The 22,478-nt window shown below is 70.5% G+C and carries 22 protein-coding genes; 10 read left to right on the top strand and 12 right to left on the bottom strand.

Annotated elements, in window-relative coordinates; translation table 11 throughout:
• Window positions 1–3: 3 nt before the first annotated feature.
• Genes SPR02S_RS15975 through SPR02S_RS15960 form a run of 4 tightly spaced genes read right to left on the bottom strand, consistent with a single transcriptional unit; the run spans window position 4 to window position 3,480 of the window.
• Window positions 4–981, bottom strand: coding sequence for a cyclase family protein (locus tag SPR02S_RS15975; RefSeq protein WP_019057983.1), 978 nt, complete (start codon window positions 979–981; stop codon window positions 4–6).
• Complete coding sequence (locus tag SPR02S_RS15970; RefSeq protein ID WP_019057982.1) at window positions 978–1,985, bottom strand: amidohydrolase family protein; 1,008 nt, start codon at window positions 1,983–1,985, stop codon at window positions 978–980. The genes SPR02S_RS15975 and SPR02S_RS15970 overlap by 4 nt, the downstream gene beginning before the upstream one ends.
• Window positions 1,982–3,160, bottom strand: coding sequence for an FAD-dependent monooxygenase (locus SPR02S_RS15965; protein WP_158697837.1), 1,179 nt, complete (start codon window positions 3,158–3,160; stop codon window positions 1,982–1,984). Before SPR02S_RS15965 ends, SPR02S_RS15970 begins: the two co-directional genes overlap by 4 nt.
• The gene (locus SPR02S_RS15960; RefSeq protein WP_019057980.1) at window positions 3,157–3,480 is read right to left on the bottom strand and encodes an antibiotic biosynthesis monooxygenase family protein; all 324 of its coding nucleotides are present in this window, start codon (window positions 3,478–3,480) and stop codon (window positions 3,157–3,159) included. Before SPR02S_RS15960 ends, SPR02S_RS15965 begins: the two co-directional genes overlap by 4 nt.
• 309 nt (window positions 3,481–3,789) lie before the next feature.
• Here SPR02S_RS15960 and SPR02S_RS15955 point away from each other — a divergent pair, with 309 nt between their 5' ends.
• From SPR02S_RS15955 to SPR02S_RS15935, 5 genes are all read left to right on the top strand, one after another.
• A complete protein-coding gene (locus SPR02S_RS15955) occupies window positions 3,790–4,764 on the top strand; it encodes a fumarylacetoacetate hydrolase family protein (RefSeq protein ID WP_019057979.1) in 975 nt (324 codons plus the stop codon).
• Window positions 4,761–5,699: a VOC family protein gene (locus SPR02S_RS15950; protein ID WP_019057978.1), complete on the top strand. Its 939-nt coding sequence runs from the start codon at window positions 4,761–4,763 to the stop codon at window positions 5,697–5,699. The genes SPR02S_RS15955 and SPR02S_RS15950 overlap by 4 nt, the downstream gene beginning before the upstream one ends.
• 93 nt (window positions 5,700–5,792) lie before the next feature.
• Window positions 5,793–7,094 (top strand): histidinol dehydrogenase, encoded by a 1,302-nt coding sequence (gene hisD, locus SPR02S_RS15945; RefSeq protein ID WP_019057977.1) that lies wholly within the window; start codon window positions 5,793–5,795, stop codon window positions 7,092–7,094.
• Window positions 7,091–7,897 carry an SDR family NAD(P)-dependent oxidoreductase gene (locus SPR02S_RS15940; RefSeq protein ID WP_019057976.1) on the top strand — a complete coding sequence of 269 codons (807 nt, stop codon included), beginning with the start codon at window positions 7,091–7,093 and terminating at the stop codon, window positions 7,895–7,897. Before hisD ends, SPR02S_RS15940 begins: the two co-directional genes overlap by 4 nt.
• Before the next feature lie 296 nt (window positions 7,898–8,193).
• Window positions 8,194–10,113, top strand: a complete 1,920-nt coding sequence (locus SPR02S_RS15935; protein WP_019057975.1) for a hypothetical protein — start codon at window positions 8,194–8,196, stop codon at window positions 10,111–10,113.
• A 58-nt stretch (window positions 10,114–10,171) separates the two neighbouring features.
• Here SPR02S_RS15935 and SPR02S_RS15930 read toward each other — a convergent pair whose 3' ends face one another.
• On the bottom strand, window positions 10,172–10,570 hold the full coding sequence (locus SPR02S_RS15930) for a nuclear transport factor 2 family protein (RefSeq protein WP_019057974.1): 399 nt from the start codon (window positions 10,568–10,570) through the stop codon (window positions 10,172–10,174).
• Between the two features lie 70 nt (window positions 10,571–10,640).
• On the opposite strand from SPR02S_RS15930, the gene SPR02S_RS15925 reads away from it, so the two are divergent.
• Both SPR02S_RS15925 and SPR02S_RS15920 read left to right on the top strand, forming a co-directional pair.
• On the top strand, window positions 10,641–11,204 hold the full coding sequence (locus SPR02S_RS15925) for a PadR family transcriptional regulator (protein WP_019057973.1): 564 nt from the start codon (window positions 10,641–10,643) through the stop codon (window positions 11,202–11,204).
• Between the two features lie 5 nt (window positions 11,205–11,209).
• Window positions 11,210–11,935: a class I SAM-dependent methyltransferase gene (locus tag SPR02S_RS15920; protein ID WP_019057972.1), complete on the top strand. Its 726-nt coding sequence runs from the start codon at window positions 11,210–11,212 to the stop codon at window positions 11,933–11,935.
• A 66-nt stretch (window positions 11,936–12,001) separates the two neighbouring features.
• On the opposite strand, the gene SPR02S_RS15915 is transcribed toward SPR02S_RS15920, so the two are convergent.
• Window positions 12,002–12,835 carry an alpha/beta hydrolase gene (locus SPR02S_RS15915; protein ID WP_019057971.1) on the bottom strand — a complete coding sequence of 278 codons (834 nt, stop codon included), beginning with the start codon at window positions 12,833–12,835 and terminating at the stop codon, window positions 12,002–12,004.
• A 140-nt stretch (window positions 12,836–12,975) separates the two neighbouring features.
• Between SPR02S_RS15915 and cynS the strand changes: the two genes are divergently transcribed.
• Window positions 12,976–13,422 (top strand): cyanase, encoded by a 447-nt coding sequence (gene cynS / locus SPR02S_RS15910; RefSeq protein ID WP_019057970.1) that lies wholly within the window; start codon window positions 12,976–12,978, stop codon window positions 13,420–13,422.
• Window positions 13,423–13,432: 10 nt separating this feature from the next.
• Here the strand turns inward: cynS and SPR02S_RS15905 are convergent, their stop codons facing one another.
• Together SPR02S_RS15905 and SPR02S_RS15900 are read right to left on the bottom strand one after the other, a co-directional pair.
• The gene (locus tag SPR02S_RS15905) at window positions 13,433–14,578 is read right to left on the bottom strand and encodes an RNA polymerase sigma factor (RefSeq protein ID WP_019057969.1); all 1,146 of its coding nucleotides are present in this window, start codon (window positions 14,576–14,578) and stop codon (window positions 13,433–13,435) included.
• Window positions 14,575–15,000, bottom strand: a complete 426-nt coding sequence (locus SPR02S_RS15900) for a YciI family protein (RefSeq protein ID WP_019057968.1) — start codon at window positions 14,998–15,000, stop codon at window positions 14,575–14,577. Before SPR02S_RS15900 ends, SPR02S_RS15905 begins: the two co-directional genes overlap by 4 nt.
• Window positions 15,001–15,261: 261 nt before the next feature.
• On the opposite strand from SPR02S_RS15900, the gene SPR02S_RS15895 reads away from it, so the two are divergent.
• Window positions 15,262–16,497 (top strand): glycosyltransferase, encoded by a 1,236-nt coding sequence (locus SPR02S_RS15895; RefSeq protein ID WP_019057967.1) that lies wholly within the window; start codon window positions 15,262–15,264, stop codon window positions 16,495–16,497.
• Between the two features lie 94 nt (window positions 16,498–16,591).
• Window positions 16,592–18,793, top strand: a complete 2,202-nt coding sequence (gene helR, locus SPR02S_RS15890; protein ID WP_019057966.1) for an RNA polymerase recycling motor ATPase HelR — start codon at window positions 16,592–16,594, stop codon at window positions 18,791–18,793.
• Window positions 18,794–18,846: 53 nt separating this feature from the next.
• Here helR and SPR02S_RS15885 read toward each other — a convergent pair whose 3' ends face one another.
• From SPR02S_RS15885 to SPR02S_RS15870, 4 genes are all read right to left on the bottom strand, one after another.
• Window positions 18,847–19,590: a GntR family transcriptional regulator gene (locus SPR02S_RS15885; protein ID WP_019057965.1), complete on the bottom strand. Its 744-nt coding sequence runs from the start codon at window positions 19,588–19,590 to the stop codon at window positions 18,847–18,849.
• 154 nt (window positions 19,591–19,744) lie between these two features.
• Window positions 19,745–20,911, bottom strand: a complete 1,167-nt coding sequence (locus tag SPR02S_RS15880; RefSeq protein WP_019057964.1) for an EstA family serine hydrolase — start codon at window positions 20,909–20,911, stop codon at window positions 19,745–19,747.
• Window positions 20,912–21,009: 98 nt separating this feature from the next.
• On the bottom strand, window positions 21,010–21,414 hold the full coding sequence (locus tag SPR02S_RS15875) for a nuclear transport factor 2 family protein (protein ID WP_043258316.1): 405 nt from the start codon (window positions 21,412–21,414) through the stop codon (window positions 21,010–21,012).
• A gap of 17 nt (window positions 21,415–21,431) precedes the next feature.
• Entirely contained in the window at window positions 21,432–22,400 is a 969-nt protein-coding gene (locus SPR02S_RS15870; RefSeq protein WP_019057962.1) for an acetylxylan esterase, read from the bottom strand.
• Between the last annotated feature and the right edge of the window lie 78 nt (window positions 22,401–22,478).

Below are 22,478 nucleotides of genomic sequence, written 5' to 3'. Positions count from 1 at the left end.
GACTCACTTGATCGCGATCGGGTTGACGGGGGCACCCACCGCGCCGGTCACCGGCAGCGGCGCGGCGACCAGCAGGAACTCGAAGACACCGTCGGCCGCGCAGTCCTCGGCCAGCGCCTCCAGGTCCCACATCTCGCCCAGTGGGAGGCCCATGTTGGGGATCGCTATCTGGTGCAGCGGGGACATAGCGGGCTGCGGGAACTCGTAGGGCCGTACCTCAAGTCCCCAGGTGTCGGAGGCGATCGCCGCGATCTCCGTGCGGTGCAGCCAGCCGAGGGCGGTGAAGGAGAGGCCGGGCGCGTCACCGGCGGCGTAACCGCCCCACGCGCCGAGCCGTCGTACGCGGCCGAGTTGGCCGGTGCGGATCAGGACGAGGTCGCCGCGCCGTACGGAACTCGTCGCGCCCTGTGCCTCGATGGTGGCCCGCAGATGCTCCTCCAAGATGGGGAATCCGTCCGGGAGTTCACCGTGCTCGTCGCCAACCGCGCGGCCCACGTCGAGGAGGACCCCGCGGCTGGTGAAGGCCTCTTTCATGTGCTCGATGCCGGTGACCGAGTCGCCGTCGCCGTTGACGATGGTGCACGGACGGCCGTTCCACGCCTGTTTGTTGTCGTAGATGTGGCCCAGCCCGTCCCACTGTGTGGAGGCCTGCAACGGCATCAGGACGTGGTCGTCGGCGCCGCCGAAGCCATGCGGGAAGCCCTGGGTGCCGGCGGCCGCGTCGGAGCCGGTGTCCCGCATGTAGTGGACCGGGTTGATACGGCCGCGGAAACCGCGCTGCGGTCCGGACTCGTTGAACTCCTGGGCGAGCGAGAAGGACCGCCCGCGCCGCACCAGGCCCACCGCGTGGGCGCGGATCGCGTCGTCGATGAAGTTCAGCGTGCCGAGCACGTCATCCTCACCCCAGCGGCCCCAATTGCGGTAGGCGGAACGGGCCTTGGCGAGTTCTTCCTCGATCGGCCCGAGGGCACCGGCGGTCATCGCGTACGTCCTTTCAGCAGCAGGTCGAGGGCGTTGCCCCCGGCGACGGCGGCCCGGTCGGCCGGGGCAAGACCGGCCGCGTCCAGACGGGCCACCGGGTCGTCCACACCCATGTCGAAGGGATGGTCGGTGCCGAGGACGACCCGGTCGGCGCCCACCGCCTCGACGAGATGGCGCAATGCGCCCGGGGTGTACACCAGCGCGTCGAACCACATCCGCCGTAGGTAAGCGCTCGGTGGTTCGGCGCAGCCGCGCGCGTCCTCCCGTACCTGCCAGGCGTGGTCCGAACGGCCGATGTACGTCGGCAGATAGCCACCGCCGTGCGCCGCCACCAGCTTCAGCCGCGGGAAGCGGTCGAGGACCCCGGTGAAGATGAGCTGCGAGAGCGCGACCGTCGTCTCCACCGGCTGACCGACTGTGTTTCCCAGGTAGTTGGTGGCCAGGCGTTCGCCGAGGGAGCAGCCCCAGGGGTGCACGAAGACGACCACGCCCAGCTCCTCGGCCCGTTGCCACACCACGTCGTGTGCGAGGTCGGCGAGTTCGCGGCCGTCGACCGTCGTGGAGACGCTGATGCCGTACAGACCATGGTCGTTGACCGCCTGGTCGAGCAACGCGACGGCCAGGTCCGGGTGTTGGAGCGGGACGGTGCCCAGGCCGTACAGGCGGTCGGGTGCGGTGGCGCAGTGGGCGGCCACTATTGCGTTCACGGTGCGGGCGAGGTGGATCGCGAGGTCCGGGTCCGCCCAGTAGTGGTGCATCGGCATCGGGCCGACCACCTGAATGTCGACGCCCATCGCGTCGAGATCCGCGAGGCGGGTGGTGACGTCCGTCAACTTGGCGGTCAGGCGCTGGAGTTGGGCGCGGTTGGCGGTCATGGACGCGGGGGAGTGGGCGCGCTGGTCGGCCGCCAGCTCGGCGGCGAGACCAGGGGTGCCCGCGATCAGGGCGTCGGCGGCGGGGACGGCGAGGTGGCCGTGGAAGTCGACCACGGGCGAGCTGGTCACGCCGCCGCCGTCAGGCTGTCCAGGGTCTCCGACATGATCCGGGCCGGGTCGGCGCCGGGGGTGTCCGGGTGGATCTCCCAGTCGGCGAGCTGGAGGGAGTTCTCCAGGACCATCCGGACGCGGGACAGCCGCCGGGCCATGAAGTGGTCCAGGGCCTTCTCGGTCGGTTCGTCGCCCGTCGCCAACTCGGCGAGCAGCACGGCGTCTTCCATGCACATCGCGGCACCCTGCGCTATCAGCGGCGGACAGGCGTGCGCGGCGTCGCCGATGACCATCACGCGGCCCCGGTGCCAGGGCTCGTCGACGAGGATCGCCTCGATCCAGCGGTAGTCCACCGCCGTGTCGTCGGGCAGCGAGGCGAGGATCTTGCCCCAGGTGCCGCCGTACCCGGCACCGCGCTCGCGCAGCAGGTCGAGCGGGGCGCGGGGGCCGATCAGGGTGGTGTCGAGGTTCTCGTCGAGGAGGTAGGCGTAGCACTGGTCGGGGGAGATCGGGCTGTAGCCGGCCTTGAAGCGGGGGCCGCCGTAGTACACCTCGGCGCAGTCCATCTCGGCCGGGCGCTCCGCGACGACCCGGAAGATCGACATGCCGACGGGACGGGGCTTGGCGTCGATGCCGATCAGTTCGCGCATCGCCGAGTTGATGCCGTCGGCGCCCACGACGAGGTCGTAGCGGCCGGTCGTACCGTCCGTGAAGGCCACGTCCACGTGGTCGGGTGTCTGGTCGAGCCGTTCCACGCTCAGCCCGAGGCGGACCCGCACCCCGTGTGCGCGCACCGCGTCGCACAGCGCGTCCTGCAGATCCGAGCGCAACGCCCCTGCGGTGGACGGCAGTTCGGGCCCGCCGGTGTGCGGGGTGCTCAACTCGGTGAGCAGCCCGCCGTCGGCCCGGCGCAGCCGCATGAGGTCGAACGGCACCGCCCGGGCCAGCACCCGGTCCAGGACACCCACGGACCGCAGCGCCTTGAGCGCGTTGCCCTGAAGGGTGATGCCATGGCCCACACCGAACCACTGCGGAGAGATCTCGACGAGCTCCACCTCGGCGCCCCGCTGGGCGAGCGCGAGACAGAGCACGCTTCCGGTGATGCCGCCGCCGACGACGAGCACCTTTTGTACGGGCATGGGCGATCCTTGTGAACGTAGACAGAAGTGGTGGGTCAGCCTGGCTGTGCTCATTCCGGGGGCAGGCCCCCGGGCCCCCGCCGGTCGCCGAGTTCGTGGAAGTGCTCGACGGTCGGCGGCTCGGCGAAGAACGGCCCGACCAGGGCCCGCCAGCGCCCGAATGCCTCGGACTCCCGGAAGCCGACGTTGTGCGCCTCGACCGACTCCCAGCCGACCAGCAGAAGGAAGGTCGTCGGCCGCTCCGCACCGCGCAGCAGCTCGGCCCAGCGGAACCCGTCGGCCTTGGCCAGCACCTCACGGGCCTTGCCGAACACCTCCGCGAACTCCCGTTCACGACCCGCCTCGACGGTCAGCTCGGCATGCTCGACTATCACGCTCTTCTCCTCGGGCTTCTCCTCGGGAAAGTGGGTGCTCCGAGCCTGCGTGGGCGGTCGATGCACGGTCAACGGATCGAGGCATCGGCAAGGGGGACGTCATGCATCCCCTACGGCGATGGACCAGCGGTTCAGCCGTCCGGTGGGCCGGTGATGGAGGAGCGGGGCGGTGTCCGGTGGGCCGGTGTTGGAGGAGCGGGTGCGTGCCCGGTGGGCCGGTGATGGCAGGCATCGCGGATCGCCATTTCCGCCCGGTCCCCGGGCCGCCTAGCGTCGAGGGCGAGCCCCCACCCGTACGAGGAGAGCGCCGTGCCCGATCAACTGCCCACCCACGCCGGACCCTTCGCGCTCGGCACGTTCGCCTCCGGTGCCTCCGGTGAGGCGGGTTTCCCCGGCCTGGTCACCGGCGGCCGCGTGCGCGACCTCTCCGACCTCGTGCCGTCGATCCGCGCGCTCGTCGAGGAGTGGGACAGCTGGTTGCCCCGGCTCGAAGACCTGGCCCGGTCCACCGAGGGAACCTGGCACGAGCTGGCCGCGCTGCGCGTCCTGACCCCGATCGAACCCGGCCAGATCCTGCAGAGCGGCGCCAACTACCGCAAGCACGTGGTCGATCTGGTCGCGGCCGAGAAGGAGAGCATGCACGGCGCCACCCCCGAAGAGGCCCGCGCCGACGCCGAGTTGATGATGGACGAGCGCGCCCGCAACGGAGTGCCGTACGTCTTCCTCGGCTCCCCGCGCGCGATCAGCGGTCCCTACGACGACATCGTGCTCCCCCCGCTCGGCGAACAGCACGACTGGGAACTCGAACTCGCCCTCGTCATCGGCAAATCGGGCAAGAACATCGCCGCCGAGGACGCGATGGATTACGTCGCCGGGTACACGATCTCGAACGACCTCACCACCCGCGACCGCCTCTACCGGCCCGACCTCAAGGCCATCGGCACCGACTGGTTCAGCGCCAAGAACGCCGACACCTTCCTGCCGACCGGGCCCTTCCTGGTACCGGCGGCCTTCGTCGGGGACCCCGGGGACCTGCGGATCACCCTGCGTCACAACGGAGTTGTCCGCCAGGACGAGTCCACCAAGGACATGATCTTCGACATCCCCCGGCTCATCGAGTACGTCTCCACGACCACCACCCTGCGCCCCGGCGACCTGCTGCTCACCGGTTCCCCGGCCGGCAACGGCGCGCACTGGGGCGTCTTCCTGAAGCCCGGCGACGTCGTCGAGTCCGAGATCACCGGCCTGGGCCACCAGCGCAACACCGTCAGGAGCCACGCATGAGTGTCTTCCAGCCCATCACCCATCTGCGCCATGTCGACCTGGCCGTACCGGACTTCGCCCGCCAGCGTGCCTTCTACGGCACCACCTGGGGCCTCACCGAGGTCGCCAACGACAGCGGAGTCGCCTTCTTCGCCGCCGAGGGCAGCCCCGAGCAGTACATCGTCCGCATCCGCGAGGACGAGCGGAAGCGGATGGATCTGGTTGCCTTCGGGGCCGTATCGCCGGCTGCGGTGGATGAGTTGCACGGTCGGCTGGGGCGGGCCGGGATTCAACTCCTCGGTGAGCCCGGTGTGTTGGACACCCCGGGCGGGGGCTACGGCTTCCGGTTCTTCGACCCGGACGGGCGGGTCGTCGAGGTCTCGGCGGACGTCGAGACGCGCGCCCACCGGAAGATCGAGGAGCGTGAGGCGATCCCGGTCCGGCTCTCGCACTGTGTGGTCAACTCCCAGGACCCGGAAGGGCTTCGGGACTTCTACGTCCAGCACCTCGGGTTCCGGCTCACCGACACCCTGTACTCGACGCACATGGGCGACCTCATGTACTTCCTGCGGTGCAGCCCGCTCCACCACTCCTTCGCGATCGCCCGGGGACCCCATGTCTCCCTGCACCACGCCTCGTTCGAGATGCGCGGGGTCGAGGAGTACATGCGCGGCACCGGGCGGGCACTGCGCGCCGGGACCCGGCTGACCTGGGGGCCCGGGCGGCATCTCGCGGGCGACAACACCTTCTCCTACTTCCACGACCCGCACGGCAACACCGTCGAGTACACGACCGAACTCGCCGTCCTCGAAGAGGACTTGTGGCACCCGGGCCGGCACGACGTCGACGACCCGATCACCCAGGACCAGTGGGGCACCGCCGACCCGATGAGCGAGTCGGTCGCCAAGGAGCAGTTCAACGACCCCGACGTGCTGTTCGTGGCGCCTCCCGTCTGACACCTCCTTCTGACACCTCCGTCCGACACCTCCGTCCGACCCCCTGGTCTGGCATCCCCACTGTCGCGAACCACCCGCAGAAAGGCCGCAGTTGTGGCAACGATCCTGAAGCACGCCGTGCCCAAGTCGGAGGTGACCGCCTCGCTCGCCCAGGTGCGCGAGACCGTGACCGGCGTCATCGCGGACATCCGGGCGCGCGGCGACGAGGCGGTACGCGCCTACTCCGAGAAGTTCGACAAGTGGAGCCCCGACTCCTTCCGGCTGACGGACGAGGAGGTCGAGAAGATCGTCGCGTCGGTGCCGCAGCAGGTCATCGACGACATCCGCTTCGTCCAGGAGCAGGTACGCACCTTCGCGCGCCACCAGCTCGACTCCTTGCGGGAGTTCGAGGTGGAGACCCTGCCGGGTGTGCGGCTCGGGCAGAAGCACATCCCGGTGCAGGCGGCGGGCGCGTACATCCCCGGTGGCCGCTACCCGCTCACCGCCTCCGCCCACATGACCATCGTCACCGCCAAGGTCGCGGGCGTGCCCCGGGTCGTCGCCTGTACGCCGCCCATCCACGGGGAGATCCCGGCCGCCACCGTCGCCGCGATGCATCTCGCCGGCGCGGACGAGATCTGGCTGCTCGGCGGGGTGCAGGCGGTGGCCGCCATGTCCGTCGGCACCGACACGATGCGGCCCGTCAATCTCATCGCCGGGCCCGGCAACGCCTATGTCGCCGAGGCCAAGCGGCAGTTGTTCGGGGAGATCGGCATCGACCTGTTCGCCGGGCCGACCGAGATCCTGGTCCTCGCCGACGACCAGGCCGACCCGTTCGTGTGTGCCGTGGACCTGCTCTCGCAGGCCGAGCACGGCCCGGACTCCCCGGCCGTCCTCATCACCACCTCCCGCGAGGTCGCCGAGAAGACCATCGCCGAGGTCGAACGCCTCCTGCCCGGCATGCCCACCCGCGACTTCGCCGAGCCCGCCTGGCGCGACCACGGCCAGGTGCACGTCGTCGACACCCTCGACGAGCTGTACGCCCTCGCCGACGACTTCGCCTTCGAGCACGTGGAGGTCCTGACCGCCGAACCGCGTCTCGCGCTGGAGCGGATGACCCAGTACGGCGCCCTGTTCCTGGGCGAGGGCACCTGTGTGTCGTTCGGCGACAAGGTCATCGGCACCAACCATGTGCTGCCCACACGTGGTGCCGCGCGCTATACCGGCGGCCTGTGGGTGGGGAAGTACCTCAAGACGGTCACCTACCAGGAGGTCACCGACACCGACTCCCAGACGCTGCTCGGCCGGTTGTGCGGGCGGGCGGCCCGCGTCGAGCTCTTCGAGGGCCACGCGCGCTCCGGCGACGTACGGGCGGCGAAGGCCGCGGGCGACGAGCTGCCCTGGAACACCGCGTGACCTCGGATCCCGGCGTCACCTCGGATCGCCGTACGCCTCTCGACGGCCGTACGGCACTGATCACGGGCGGCGGCGGGCCGCTGGGGCGCGCCTTCGCGCTCGCCCTCGCGGACGCCGGGGCCCGGGTGATCCTGGTCGGCCGCAACGAGACGGCGCTCGCGGACGCGGCGGCACAGGTGGAGAAGGACGGGGGACAGGCCCGTACGGGAGTGGGTGACGTCTCCGATCCGGCGGCCGTCGGCGCCCTTGCCGCCCAACTCGCCGACGAGGACGTGTCGTTGCTCGTCAACAACGCCGGAGTCGCGGGCCCGGTCCGTCCCCTCGTCGACATCGAGCCGGACGAATGGGACGACGTGTTCGCCGCCAACGTCCGGGGCGTCTATCTGATGTGCCGCGCCTTCCTGCCGCCGATGCTCGCCGCCGGGCGCGGTGACATCGTCAACGTGGCCTCGGTGAGCGGCAAGCGACCCCTCCTCAACCGCACCCCGTACACCGCCTCCAAGATGGCGCTGCTCGGCCTGACCCGGACCCTCGCGGGGGAGGTGGGCCCGCAGGGGATCGCGGTCAACTCCCTTTCCCCGGGCCCGGTTCGGGGCCCGCGCATGGACCGCAACTTCAGGCTCACCGCCGAACTGACCGGCTGCACCGTCGCCGAGGCCGAACGCGACTTCGCCTCCCGGGCCGCCCTCGGCCGGCTCGTCGAGGAGCACGAGGTCGCGCAGGCGTTGGTGGCGATGCTCGCGATGCCAGGCCTGTGCGGGGCCGACATCGACCTGTCGGCGGGAATGATCGCCCCGGCGTAGCTGATCGGGGCGCGGGAAACGGCGAGGTGGACGGCTGACGAGCCGCCCGCCTCGCCGTCGCGCGTACGGGAACACACCCGCTATGACGACTCTGTGTGACCGCCATGAAATGGTCCGCCTGATCCGAGGCATCGGACTCCCATATGTGTGTGCCGCCCGCCTATTCCCTGGTTCTCATGGCTGCTTCACTCCCTCGTGCGCACCTTCGGTGCCTCCGCCGCGCCGTCCGCATCCCGCGTTCGACGGCCTGCCGGTCACACTGCGCAACGGCGCATCGATCCCTGGGAAGGCAAGCAATGACGCTGATCACCCGACGCTCGGTCCTGATCGCCGGTACCGCCACGGCCGGAGCCGTACTGGTTCCGGCGGTGTCCGCCACCGCCGCGCCGACGGCCACCAAGGCCACGAAGGCTTCGGGCACGCGCATCTCGGTCGCATCCGGTGAGACGTACACGGTCTCCGCGACCACCCGCGTGAGCGAGCTGTCCATCGCCGACGGCGGCACGATCGCCGCCCCGGACGGCTCCAGCCTCTCCCTGACCGTCGACGGAGTGGAGACCGGCCAACTGCTCACCGCCACCGGCGGAACGGCCACCCTGATCCAGGCCGGCACCTACCGGGGTGACGTCGTCCTGACCGTCTCAGCCGCCAACGAGGTGACGTACGAGACGCTCACCTTCCCGTTCCGGCAGGCGGTGTACGTCGACGGTGACGGCGTGGTCAAGGACAAGTCCGTCCTCGCGGCCGTTCTCGGCGGCAAGCTGACGGACGCCTACGCGAAGAACGTGTCGATCACCTCGACCGGCGAGTGCTTCGACGGGGTCTACGTCCAGGACGCCACCTACACCCTCGACCGGCCCGTCATCTCCCTTACGGGCAACGGCCGTTGCGACTTCGCGGGCTACGGTGCCGCGGTCGTCGGCGACGGTTCCTCGACCACGCTTGTCGTCGACGGCGCCCGGATCGACAACAAGGGAGTCGTCCGCACCGCCGTCATCGCCAACGACGGCGCCAACGTCATCGTCAAGGACTCCGTCCTCCGCGCCCGCAACGGCGTCCTGCCCGCCGACTACCAAGCCACTGTGGAAACCCCGTACATGGAGTCCGTGCCCTGGATGCTCGGCCTTGACGGCAACGTCCGCGCCACCAACCTCATCGGCGCGAACAGCAAGGCCACCTACCTCAACTCGACCGTGTTCTCGGAGACTTGGGGCGCCCTGTCGGTCGAGGGCGGCAGCGGGCTCAAACTGACCGCGATCAACAGTCACTTCGGCAACACGGGGGAGTACGGCTACGGCACCTACGCCATCGGCGACGCGACCGTGCGGGTGCTCGGCTCCCGGCTCGACGTCGGCAGCTACGCGACCATCATCGCGGGCCCGGCTGCTGTCGTGCACTACGGCGACAGCACCAGGGCCGCCGTCTCCGCGCTCAACACCGAGCTGGAACTCGGGCTGTCCAAGGCCGAGTTGGCGTCGATCCCGGTGCGCAACACCGTCGTGAACTCCGGGCACTTCGGCTACATGTTCTTCGGCGCCGGCCAACTCACCCTCGACGGCGGCACGGTGATCAACTCCGACCGGGCCACCTTCCTCAACAAGGGCCAGCAGACAACGATCAGCGTCGACGGCTCGCAGGGCGCCCGGCTCAACCCGCGCGACGGGATCATCCTGCAGATGATCGAGCTGGACGACCCGGGGCCGGTCCCGGTCAACGGCAAGATGATGAACATCGGTGTCTACACCGAGCCCACCGGCGATCCGGCGAAGGACGCGAGCTTCGATCCGACCGCCGTGCATGCCACCGACGGTGCCGCCACCTTCAACTCCATAGCTTTGAAGGGCGACTTCTACAACGGCATGCGCACGGGCAAGAACATGGTCCTCACTTTCGCGGGCGCGAGTGTCGAGGGCGTCATCTCGGCGACGAAGGCCAAGCACCGGGTCTCCAGCATCGACGCGTCGACCTTCTACGAGCTGGGGATCGTCACCAACACCACGCAGGCCGCCGTCAACAACGGGGCGATCGTGCAGCTGAACAGCGGCTCGACGTGGACGGTCACCGGCACCTCGTACCTGACCCGGCTCGCCCTCGCCGCCGACGCGACCGTCAAGGCGCCCCGGGGAAAGAAGGTCACGCTGACGGTCGACGGGACGGCCACGGCCATCACGCCGGGCCAGACCTACACGGGCGCCCTCGCGCTGACCGTCGCGTGAGGGATAGGCGGAGGCGCGGGGCCCACCCGAGCCGAGGGATTCATCCAAGCCGAAGGGCTCACCCGAGCCGCGCCTCCGCCTCCTTCGCGATCCGCTCGAACTGCGCACCCATGGCCGCCTGGAGAGCCTGCGCCCCCGACAACGGCCGGACCATGACCGTCAGTTCGTCGATCAGGCCCTCCTCGTTGACGTGGATGAAGTCGCACCCGGTCAGCTCGCGGTCGCCGACCCGCGCGGCGAACATCAGCGCGCTGTCGCTGCCGTCCGGGTCGCCGATCTCCCGGACGTACCGGAAGTCCTCGAAGACCCGCGCCACCCCGTGCAGGATCGCCGCGGTGATCGCCTTGCCGGGGTACGGCTTGAACACGACCGGGCTGGTGAAGACCACGTCCTCGGCCAGCAGCGCCTCGACGGCGTCCATGTCCTGCGCCTCGACCGCCTCACGGAACGCACGCATCGGCTCACCTCATAGTCAATTAGTTGAGTAGGTGTGGATGAGACTAATCAACGGCTGTTAGCGTGTCCACATGTCCCTCAAGTACGCGGTCCTCGCGGCCCTCCTGGAAGGCGAGGCCTCGGGCTACGAGCTGGCGAAGGTGTTCGACGTGTCGCTGGCCAACTTCTGGCCCGCGACACCGCAGCAGCTCTACCGCGAACTGGAGCGCCTCGCGCAGGACGGACTGATCGCGGCACGGGTCGTACAGCAGGAACGCAGGCCCAACAAAAGGATGTTCACGCTCACCGAGGCCGGCCGCCGCGACCTCGACGCCTTCGCCGCCGAGCCGCCCAGGCGCCCCACCGCCATCCGCGACGAACTCCTCATCAAGATCCAGGCGATGGACGGCACCGACCCCGCCGTGACCCGCGAGCTGATCGAGGAGCGCAGGTCGTGGGCGCGCGGCAAGCTCGACCGCTACGAGCGCGTACGGGACCGTCTGCTCGGCGGCCGGACCGAGGAGGAGTACCTCCGGGACGCCGACCGCATCGGGCCGTACCTCACACTCATGGCCGGGATCACCTTCGAGGAGGAGAACCTGCGCTGGTGCGAGCGCGTTCTCGCGATCCTCAAGCAGCGGATTGCCCTAGGCTGACCCGGATGTTCAGCCCCGAAGGCCCCAGTCTGCGCGAACTCGCCGTCCAGGCAATGTCGTCCGTCGAGCACGGCTACGACCTCCTCGCGCCCAAGTTCGACCACACCCCGTTCCGCACACCGGCCGCGCTGCTCGACGCGGTCGCCGCGATGCTGGCACGCATCGGCCCCTTCGACGACGGACTCGACGTGTGCTGCGGTACGGGTGCGGGCGTCGAGGTGCTGGCGAAGGTGTGCCAAGAGAGCGTCACCGGCGTCGACTTCAGCACGGGCATGCTCGACGTCGCACGGGAGCGGGTGAAGAGCGGCGGGCCCCGTGTCTCATGGGTGCGCGGCGACGCCCGAGCCCTCCCCTTCGCGCCCGCCTTCGACCTGGTGGTGAGCTTCGGGGCGTTCGGCCACTTCCTGCCCCGCGAACTGCCGGGACTGTTCGCCCAGGTCCACTCGGTGCTGCGGCCCGGTGGCTGCTTCGCCTTCCCCGTCGTCGCACCGCCGCGCCCCACATCGCCCGCGTACTGGATGCTGTCCGGCTTCGACGCGGTGATGAAGGTACGCAACGCCGTCTGGCGACCGCCCTTCGTCATGTACTACCGGGACTTCCAACTCGGTTACGTACGGCCGGAGTTGGAGCGGGCGGGCTTCGAAGTCGACCTCCACGCCCTGCCCGAGTTCGGGCACCGCGGCGACGGCAGCCCCCGCGTCCGCATGGTCGCGGCGCGACGGCTGCCGTAGCCGGAGCGGTTCTCAACCGGTCGCTGTCGCCGCCGACTTGATGACCTTCGTGACCAGGCCGGGAGTTCACACGTAGCGGCGCACGAACGACAGGGCGGTGTCCGCGACCTCCTGCCAGCCGTGGTCGATGGTCAGGGCGTGGCCCCGGTCCTTGATCTCGGTGATCTCGGTGACGCCTTTGTTGTGCTGCTGCTTCTTGTAGGAGGCGTTGGCGATGGACCAGGGCACGGTGTGGTCCTTCTCGCCCGAGATGATCAGGAGCGGGCCACGGTCGGGGTTCTCGGTGTCGACCTTCGCCTCTGTCCACGGGTTGAGGTTCGCCGTGGCCGCCTGGAACAGCGGGGCACCGGGCGCGGGCACGGCGAACGTCTCGTACAACTCCCGCGCCTCCTCCTCACCGACGGCGTTGGCGAAGCCGTAGCGGAACTGGTCGTAGGTCAGGGGGACCGCGCGATTGCGGTTGGCGGGGTTGCTGAGGATGGGTGCGGAGGAGCGCAGCGCGGAGATCGGCAACGGCAGCACACCCCGGAACGGGGCCGGGTCGATCGCCACGGACGCGACGGAGAGTCCGCGCCCGGCGAGGATCTGCGTGAGCAGTCCGCCGAAGGAGTGGCCGACGATCGCCGGCCTACGGGTCAGCGTGCCGATCAACTCCGCGAGATGGTCGGCGACTTGGCCGACCGTCTTGCCCGCCATGACCTCCGGGTGCTCGTTGGCCTCCTTCACCGTCTCCGGGTCGTCGGGCCAGGACAGGGCGACCGGCGCGTACCCGGCCTGCTCGAAGTGCGCCGCCCAGCGGTCCCAACTGCTCGGCAACAGCCACAGACCGTGGACGAAGACGACCGGCGTGCGTTCGACGGCGTTCGCCCGCTCGATCTGCTGTACGTCGATGTGGGTCATGTCCGCAGTATGGGTCCGTGGACTCCTGGAGTCTGTTGTACGGCCGCACTTGGTGCGGGAGGACGCCATTGTCGCGGCCTGGGTGATCTCCTAGGCTGAGGGCGTGGGGGCAAGAGTGCTGTCCGGGAACGGAGTTGTACATGCTCAGCAAGGGTGAAGCCGGCGAAGCGGTGCGTCAGGCGAAGGTCAAGACCGGTGTCACATGGGCCCAGTTGGCGGAGGCCGTGGGCCGGCCGCTGGCGTGGACAACGGCGGCCCTGCTGGGCCAGCACCCCATGTCCAAGGACGAGGCGGCGACGGCCGCGGCCCTCCTCGAACTCGGCGAGGACGCCGCCCTCGCCTTCCAACTCCAGCCGACCCGGGGCGCGTTGGACGCGGCCGTACCTGTCGACCCGACGATCTACCGGCTCTATGAGGTCATCCAGGTCTACGGCCCCACCATCAAGGAACTGATCCACGAGCAGTGCGGCGACGGCATCATGAGCGCCATCAACTTCCGCCTCGACGTCAGCCGCGTCCCCGACCCCGCCGGTGACCGGGTCGTGATCACCCTCGACGGCAAGTACCTGCAGTACCAGTGGGAGTGAGCGTGCCCCGTCAGCGACTCCGGCGCGCGTTGAGCCGGGCGGCCTGACGGGTCAAGTGGTCGCGCTCGGCGAGGCTGGGTGCCTTGAGTGCCGCCTCCGCGTACAGCCTGGCCGCCGTCTTCAGGTCGCCGTCGCGTTCGTGGAGGTAGGCCGCCACCGCGGTGTACCGGGGGAGCGAGTCCTCCAGTACCGCGAGCGCTGCCAGACCGGCGCGCGGGCCGTCCGCCTCGCCCACCGCCACCGCGCGGTTGAGGCGGACGATCGGGCTGTCGGTCAGGCCGACGAGTTCGTCGTACCACTCGACGATCTGCACCCAGTCCGTCTCCTCGGCCGTGGGCGCGTCCGCGTGGAGCGCCGCGATCGCGGCCTGGGCCTGGAACTCCCCCAACCGGTCGCGCGCGAGGGCGACTTGGAGGATCGTGACGCCCTCGGCGATCAACGTGGTGTCCCACCGGCCCCGGTCCTGCTCGGCGAGCGGCACCAGGCTGCCGTCCGGCGCGGTCCGGGCGGCGCGCCGGGCATGGTGCAGCAGCATGAGCGCGAGCAGGCCCGCGACCTCGGGGTGGTCGATCGCGGCGGCGAGCTGCCGGGTGAGCCGGATCGCCTCGGCGGCGAGGTCGACATCGCCGGAGTAACCCTCGTTGAACACCAGGTAGAGGACGCGCAGCACGGTCGCCACATCACCGGGCTGGTCGAAGCGCACATCGGAGACGGTGCGCTTGGCCCGGCTGATGCGCTGCGCCATCGTCGCCTCGGGCACCAGATAGGCCCGCGCGATCTGCCGCGTGGTGAGCCCGCCGACGGCACGCAGGGTGAGCGCGACCGCCGACGACGGCGTCAACTTCGGGTGCGCGCACAGGAAGTAGAGCTGGAGCGTGTCGTCCGAGGCGGGCGCGGGCCCGGGAGCCGGCTCCTCGTCCACGAGGTCCTCGCGCCTGCGGCGGGCGGTCTCCGCCCGCGTCGCGTCGAGGAACCGCCGCCACGCCACCGTGACCAACCAGCCCTTCGCGTCCCGCGGCGGATCGTCCGGCCACACCCGGACCGCCTCGACGAGCGCGTCCTGCACGGCGTCCTCGGCCGCCGCGAAATCTGCTCCGCGGCGGACGAGGATCCCGAGCACGCTCGGCGTGAGGCTCCTCAGCAGGACCTCGTTCACTTAAAGATGCACTCCGTGTCCGTGACGGTGGAGTGCACGCCCAGGAACGGACGCAGCTCCAGCCACTCGTGGATCGGCCTGCCACCGGCACCCGGGGCGGCCGACAGCTCACCGGCCAGCTCCACCGCGCGCTCGTAGGAGTCGACGTCGATGACCATCCAGCCGGCGATGACGTCCTTGGTCTCGGCGAACGGCCCGTCGGTGACCGGCGGGCGCCCCTCACCGTCGTAGCGGACGAAGGTCCCCTCGGGGGAGAGCGCCTGGCTGTCGACGAACTCGCCGGTCTTCTCCAGGCGGGCCGCGAAGTCGTTCATGTACTGGATGTGGGCCGTGATCTCCTCGGGCGCCCACTGGTCCATGGGGACGTCGTTCACGGCGGCGGGGGCGCCGCGGTAGTGCTTCAGGAGCAGGTACTTGGCCATCGTCGTTCTCCTCGGTGCTCGTGCGACCCATTGTGGTCGCCTTCACCTCGGGGACGGAGCCGGGCGCGGGTTCTCGACATCGGCAGGCGGGTTTTTTCGCCGCGGACTTCGCGAGGCCTGTGGGGGAGAGTGGAAAGGGAGGCGTACTCACTCCTCTTCCCTTCTTAACGTATAGCGCACCGGGGGGCTTGCGGCAAGGCCCCCGTCGTGCCGCAGAATGTCCGGCCTGAGGGCATGACCTGCGGAAACGGGAGTCGCGGAATGCGTGTGTTGTTGACGACGTGGGGATCGCGCGGGGATGTCGAACCCGTGGCGGGACTCGCGTCGCGTCTGCTGGAACTCGGCGCGGAGGTGCGCGTCGCCGCGCCGCCGGACGAGGAGTTCGTGGAGCTGCTGGCCCGGGCCGGTGTGCCGCTGGTGCCGCTCGGCCCGTCGGTGCGCTCGGTGGTGACCGGGGCGAAGCCGCCGTCGGCGGCGACCGCGTTCCGGCTCGCGCCCGAGCTGGTCGCCGCCCGGTACGAGACGCTGCTGCCGGCGGCCGAGGGGTGTGACGTGCTGCTGGCGAGCGGCCTGATGCCGACCGGCGCCCGCTCGGTGGCCGAGAAACTGGGCATCCACTATGTGTTCGCCTGCTTCCACACGGCCGGTCTGCCGTCGTCGAAGCACCGGCCGCTGTCGCGGCCCGGCCATCAGTCCTCCCCAGAGGAGACCGACAACAAGGTGCTGTGGGAGGAGGACGCCCAGCGGGTGAACGCGCTGTACCGCGAGGCGGAGAACCGGCACCGGGCGGCGATCGGTCTGCCGCCGGTGGACAACGTCCGCGACCACGCGTTCACCGAGCGGCCGTGGCTGGCCTCGGACCCGGATCTGTTCCCGTGGCAGGACCAGACGGATCTCGACCTCGCGGTGACCGGGTCGTGGATCCTGCCCGACGAGCGCCCGCTCCCGGCGGATCTGGAGGCGTTCCTGCGGGCCGGTGCGGAGCCGGTGTACGTGGGGTTCGGGAGCATGGCCCTGCGCACCTCGCCGGACGCCGCCCGGATCGCCGTCGAAGCGGTCCGCGCGCAGGGCCGTCGTGTCGTACTCGGCCGCGGCTGGGCGGACCTGGCTCCGATCGACGACCGGGACGACTGTTTCGGCGTGGGCGAGGTCAACCACCAGGCGCTGTTCGGCCGGGTGGCCGCGGTCGTACACCATGGCGGCGCGGGCACCACGACGGCGGCCACGCTGTCCGGCGCGCCTCAGGTGGTCGTGCCGCAGATCGTGGACCAGCCATACTGGGCTGCGCGGGTGGCCGAGCTGGGCATCGGCGTCGCACACGACGGTCCAACGCCGACCTACGATTCCCTGTCGGCCGCGCTCACCACCGTCCTGGCCCCCGATATCCGGACCCGGGCACGGACCGTGGCCGGCCTGCTCCGCACCGACGGGACGACGGTGGCCGCGAAGATGCTCCACGACATGGTCAGCGGGGAAGGGCGGTCCACGCACGCGTGAACCGGCCGAACCGAGCACACGAGAAACCGCACGCACCGGTCCCCACGCCCAGCCGCACGCCGGGCCGTGAGCGACCCAGATCGGAATTGATGCCGTGAACCCCCTGACCACCAGCGCCTTCGACCTTCCCGACCGGCTCGCCGCCAAGGCCGACCCGGCGCTGATCGCCGCCGACGAGCAGCACTTCGCGGCGATCGCGGAAAGCCTCGACCGGTCGATCGCGGAACTGACCGAGCAGCTCGACACCGAGCGCAGGGCACCCGGCGGCATCGGCCGGGCGGCGATGGACCGGGACACGGAGATCCACCGGCTCACCACACGGCTGCGCACCCTACGTCGCTTCGGCCTGGACCTGTGTCTTGGCCACATGGTGGACACCAACACATCCGAGCCCGTGTACATCGGGCGGCTCGGTCTCACCGACAGCACGGGCCGACAGCTGCTGCTCGACTGGCGCTCGCCCGCGGCCGAGCCGTTCTTCGGCGCCACTCACGCCAACCCGATGGGTCTGGCGAGCCGCCGCAGGTACCGCTGGACGCGCGGCCGGATCAGCGACTACTGGGACGAGGTGTTCACCGCCGACGGCTTCGTCGGGCACGCCGCGCTCGACGACCAGTCCGCGTTCATCGCCAGCCTCGGCGGCAACCGCTCGGGCCGGATGCGCGATGTGCTCGGCACCATCCAGGCCGACCAGGACGCCATCATCCGCGCGGGATCACGCGGCGCGCTGGTCGTCGACGGCGGCCCCGGCACCGGCAAGACCGTCGTCGCCCTGCACCGCTCCGCCTACCTCCTCTACTCCGACCCGCGCCTCGGCCACCGCAGGGGCGGCGTGCTGTTCGTCGGTCCGCACCGGCCCTACCTGGACTACGTCGCCGACGTCCTCCCCAGCCTCGGCGAGGAGGGCGTGCAGACCTGCATCCTGCGGGACCTCGTCGCCGAGGGCGCCGCGGCGGTCGTCGAGGCCGATCCGGAGGTGGCCCGCCTGAAGTCGTCCGTGCAGCTGGTGCGGGCGATCGAGCCCGCCGTGCGGTTCTACGAGGAGCCGCCCACCAAGGGCATGAACGTCACCACCCACTGGTCCGACATCTGGCTGAGCGCCGAGGACTGGGCGGTCGCGTTCGAGGCGGCCGAACCCGGCACCCCGCACAACGAGGGGCGCGAGCAGGTCTGGCAGGAGCTGCTCACGATCCTGGTGGACAAGCACGACGACACCGCCTCGCCGCGGGACGGGGAGGACGGGCAGGTCACGCCCGAGCAGCTCCGGCGCTCGCTGCGGCAGAACAGGGAGCTGCTCACCGCCTTCAACCGCGCGTGGCCGCTGCTGGAGGCGGCCGACCTCGTCGGGGATCTGTGGACGGTCCCGGCCTACCTGCGCAAGTGCGCCCCCTCGTTGAGCCGTGACGAGGTCCAGCGGTTGCAGCGAGCGGACGCCCAGGCCTGGACGGTGTCCGACCTGCCGTTGCTCGACGCGGCACGGCAACGGCTCGGCGACCCGGAGTCGGCGCGCCGCAAGCGCCGACAGGAAGCCGCCGTGGTCGCCGAACACGCGCGCCGGACCGACGTCATCGACAGCCTGCTGCAGAACGTCGAGATCGACGAGAGCGAGGGCGCGATGGGCATGCTCCACGGAAAGGACCTACGGGACGCGCTGATCGACGAGGCCGCACAGGTGTCCGCCATCGAACCCGACCTGCTGGCCGGGCCGTTCGCGCACATCGTCGTGGACGAGGCACAGGAACTCACCGACGCGGAATGGCAGATGCTCCTGCTGCGCTGCCCGTCCCGCAGCTTCACCATCGTCGGCGACCGCGCCCAGGCCCGGCACGGGTTCACCGAGTCGTGGCAGGAACGGCTGAAGCGGATCGGCCTCGACCGGATCAACCTCGCCTCCCTGACCGTCAACTACCGCACCCCGGAAGAGATCATGACGGAGGCCGAGCCGGTCATCCGTGCCGTGCTCCCGGACGCCAACGTGCCGACCTCGATCCGCAGCAGCGGCATCCCCGTGGCCCACGGACCCACCTCCGACCTGGAGTCGGTCCTCGACACCTGGCTCGCCGAGCACGCGGACGGGATCGGCTGTGTCATCGGTACGGCCGAGATCGAGAAGGCCGTCTTCCGGGCGAGGCCCCGCGTCCGGGCGCTGACTCCCGAGCTGTCCAAGGGACTTGAGTTCGACCTGGTCGTCCTTCTCGACCCGGAGAAGTTCGGTGAGGGCATCGAGGGAGCCGTCGACCACTATGTGGCGATGACCCGGGCGACGCAGCAGCTGGTCGTGCTCACGAGTGCCTGAACTCCGGTGGGCGCGCGGCGAGTTGGGACCCGCCGCGCGCCGACGTTCTGGTGTCAGCCTGCTGCGGGCAGCGTGAACTCATAGATCAGGGCGTCCTGTTGGGCCTCCACCACCAGGTCGGTGATCTCCAGCGGGCGCGCGTACTGGTCGTGCACGCGGCGGGTCACGCGGACCGAGGGCGCGTTCGCGACCTGGGTGATGGCGTCCCGGTGGTGCAGGGTCAGACCCGCCCGGCGCATCCAGTCGTAGGTGCGCCGGAGTTGGGCGGCGGCGGAGCCGTCGGCGCGGTCGCGGTAGCGGGCCAGTTCCTCCACCTCGGCCAGCGCCACCGCCGAGAAGGACGTGACGGCCGTACGGAGTCCGCTGCCGTCGGCCGCCGCGGACGCGTAGCGGTGGACGAGGGTCGGTCGGTGCGGGGCGATGCCCAGGGCCTCGGCGTGGTCCGGCGGGGGAGTCTCCCAGGTCACGGTGGCCCGGTCGAAGCCGGTCGGGTCCGTGCTGCGGGCGCCGACCGGGAAGGTGAGGGAGGAGGGGGTCTCGACGGGCTGCCCGGCCAGGGTGGCGTGGCTGCCGCGCCGGTCGGTGGCGACCAGGCCGTCCCTGCGCAGCACCTCCAGCGCCTGCCGTACGGTCTCCCGGCTGACCTGGAAGTGCTCGGCCAACTGCCGTTCGCCGGGCAGACGTTCGCCGGGCGGGATGGTGCCGTCGTGGAGTTCGCCGAGCAGTTGGGTGGCGACCCTCCCGTAGAGGGGCTGGTCGTCGGCGGTCGGGTGGTCGTGGGGGGTGGTGCGGGCCATGCCGCGCCTCCTGTTGGTGACAAGACTGATGGTAGAACCGGTGACAATTCGTAGCCGTGCGGGCTCGTTGCGCGACCAGATCTAGCATTGGTCTAAACCACCAGGGAAGAGCGGCAGGGCAGTTAGGCCGAAACCGACCCGCGCCGATCACTCCTCACAGCGCGCCGTACGCGGCGTCGATCAGGCCCATCTTCCGTGGGTCGTCGGCGATATGGGCGCCCATCCGGTTCATCACATAGCCCATCGACACCCCCGCCTCCGGGTCGGCCAGACCGAAGGAGCCGCCGAAGCCGTCGTGTCCGAAAGCCCTCGGGTTCGGACCGTACGATCCGTTCGGGCCGCTGAGCCACAGGCCGAGCCCGATCTCCGTCTCGTGTGCGAAGCCCGCGCCGATCACCAGGTCGCGGCAGCTGCCCTGCCCCTCGCGCACCCGCTCGACCGCCTCGGGGGAGAGGACGCGGTGGCCGTCGTGGGTTCCGTGCCCGGCGAAGACGCCGTAGAGCGCGTCGATCGCGCGTGCGGTGCCGTGGCCGTTCGCGGCCGGGATCTCCGCGGCGCGCCACTCCGGGCTGTTGGCCTCGGTCGCGCCCGGCATCGGATTGGCCAGCGCGGCGATGGCCGCGGGCGCCAACTGGCTGAAGATCGCGGCTTGTTCGCTCGCCGACGCGGCGGGCGGATGCACCAGCTCGGCCGCCCGGCCGGCCTCCTTCTCCGGCAGCCCGATGGTGAAGTCGATCCCGAGCGGGCCGGTGACCTCGCGCTCCAGGAAGGCGCTCGGGAGCAACCCCGAGACACGGCGCACCACTTCGCCGACGAGGAAGCCGTAGGTGATCGCGTGGTACCCGGACTGTGTGCCCGGCTCCCACCAGGGCTCCATCGCCGCGAGCCGCTCGGTCGTCAACTCCCAGTCGTAGAGCTGTGCGAGAGAGTGCGGCTCACGCAGCCCGGCCAGTCCGGCGCGGTGCGAGAGCAGGTGTCGTACGAGGACGTTCTCCTTGCCCGCGGCGGCGAACTCCGGCCAGTACGTGGTCACCGGGGCGTCGAGGTCGAGCAGGCCGCGGTCGGCGAGGATGTGGGCGCACAGGGCCACCGGGCCCTTCGTCGTCGACCACACGTTGACCAGCGTGTCCCGCTCCCAGGGGCGGGTCCGCGCCGGGTCGGCCCAGCCGCCCCACAGGTCGACCACGGTCTCGCCGCCCACGGTGACGGTCACCGCGGCGCCCAGGTCGTCCCGGTCCCGGAAGTTCTCCTCGAACGCCGTGCGCACCGCCGTGAAGCGGGGGTCGCAGTGGCCGTCGACGGCTGGCTGGTGCTCGGACATGGGGCCTCCGTGGTGTGCCGGACGTCCGGGCCGCGACGCTGCGGTCCGGACGTCCTGAACATACCGACTGGTCGGACTGACCGGAAGGCGTCGTACGCTCAGTTCAGGAACAAGGTGCCGGTCGGCTCCCGGTGCCCCGCCTCCGCGTGCCAGTAGTCGCGGGTCTCCACGGCCAGACCGTCGCCGTCGAAGCGCACGAAGACACATCCGGCCAGCGTGGACGGCTCGCCGTCCTCCTCGGCCAGCACCCTGAACTCGGCCACGGCGACACCGTGTTGACCGATGACGGGTGTCGAGAACCGCACATCGCTCACCTGCTCCGCCGCGAACGACCACCGGAGATATGCGGCCAACTCGGCCCGCCCCCGGTGCGGTTCGCGGAACGGCATCGAGCGGTGGACGCAGTCCTCGGCGTACAACTCCAGCAACGCGTCCACATCGTGTTCCGCCCAGCCCCGCGCCCAGACGCGCACGAACCGCTCGGCGGCCTCACTGGTGGCCATGGTCATGTGGGCACTCCTCAGACGTACGACCGCAGCCAGTCCAGCTTGGCCGCCTCCTGGTAAGGACCGCCGCCCTCATGGCCGTTGAAGTCGTACACCTCGATCTTCTTGTCCTCGTGGGCCCAGGCGTTGAACGCGGCGAACACCGTGGAGGGCGGGCAGGTCTGGTCCTCCAGGGCGGTCGAGAAGAGGGCGGGGGCGCGGCCCCGGGACGCGAAGTGGACGCTGTCGAAGTACGAGAGCGTGCGCAGGACATCCTCGGTGCGGCCACGATGGGTCTTCAGATAGTTGCCGATCTCCCGGTACGGGTCGCGGTCCGTGAGGGTCGCGGCGCGCGGGTAGTCGCACAGGAACGGTACGTCCGGCGCGATGGCGGCCAGGTCCCCGACCAGCCCGCCCACGGCGATGGTGATGCCGCCGCCCTGGCTCGCACCGAGGGCCACTGTGCGCGCGGGATCGACCAGTGGGTGCGAACGGGCCGCCTCGACGGCCCGCACGCCGTCCGTGAACACGCGGCGGTAGTAGTAGTTCTCGGGGGCGTCGATGCCCCGGGTCATGAAGCCGGGATACGCGGGCGCGCCGCCCACCGGGTCCGGGGTGCCACCGCCGCCGCCCCACGCGCTGCCCTGCCCGCGCGTGTCCATGACGAAGTGCGCGCGGCCCGTCGAGGCCCAGAGCAGGTTCTCGTGCGGAAGACCGCGCCCGCCGCCGTAGCCGACGAACTCCACGACCAGCGGCAGGGGTTGGGCCGCGTCGGCCGGCAGCCGAAGCCAGCCCTTCACCGGGTGACCGCCGAACCCGGCGAACGTCACGTCGTACACCTTCACCGTGGACAGTCCCGTGTCGACCGGTTCGAAGCGGGCGTTCAGATCGTGCTCGCGGGCCTCCTGGAGGGTCTTCGACCAGAAGGCGTCGAAGTCCTCGGGCTCGGCGGAATCGCTGCGGTAGTCGCGGAGTTCGTCGAGCGGAAGGTCGAACAGGGCCATCGGTGACCGCCTTTGTGAAGTGTGGGTGCGGATGATCACACCGTACGTGTGACATCGGAGGACTCGCCAGGCTTTTGC

Source organism: Streptomyces prunicolor NBRC 13075 (genome assembly GCF_000367365.1).
Taxonomy (GTDB): domain Bacteria; phylum Actinomycetota; class Actinomycetes; order Streptomycetales; family Streptomycetaceae; genus Streptomyces; species Streptomyces prunicolor.
Note: the sequence above shows the minus strand (reverse complement) of the source record. Positions and strands in the feature narration are given on the sequence as shown.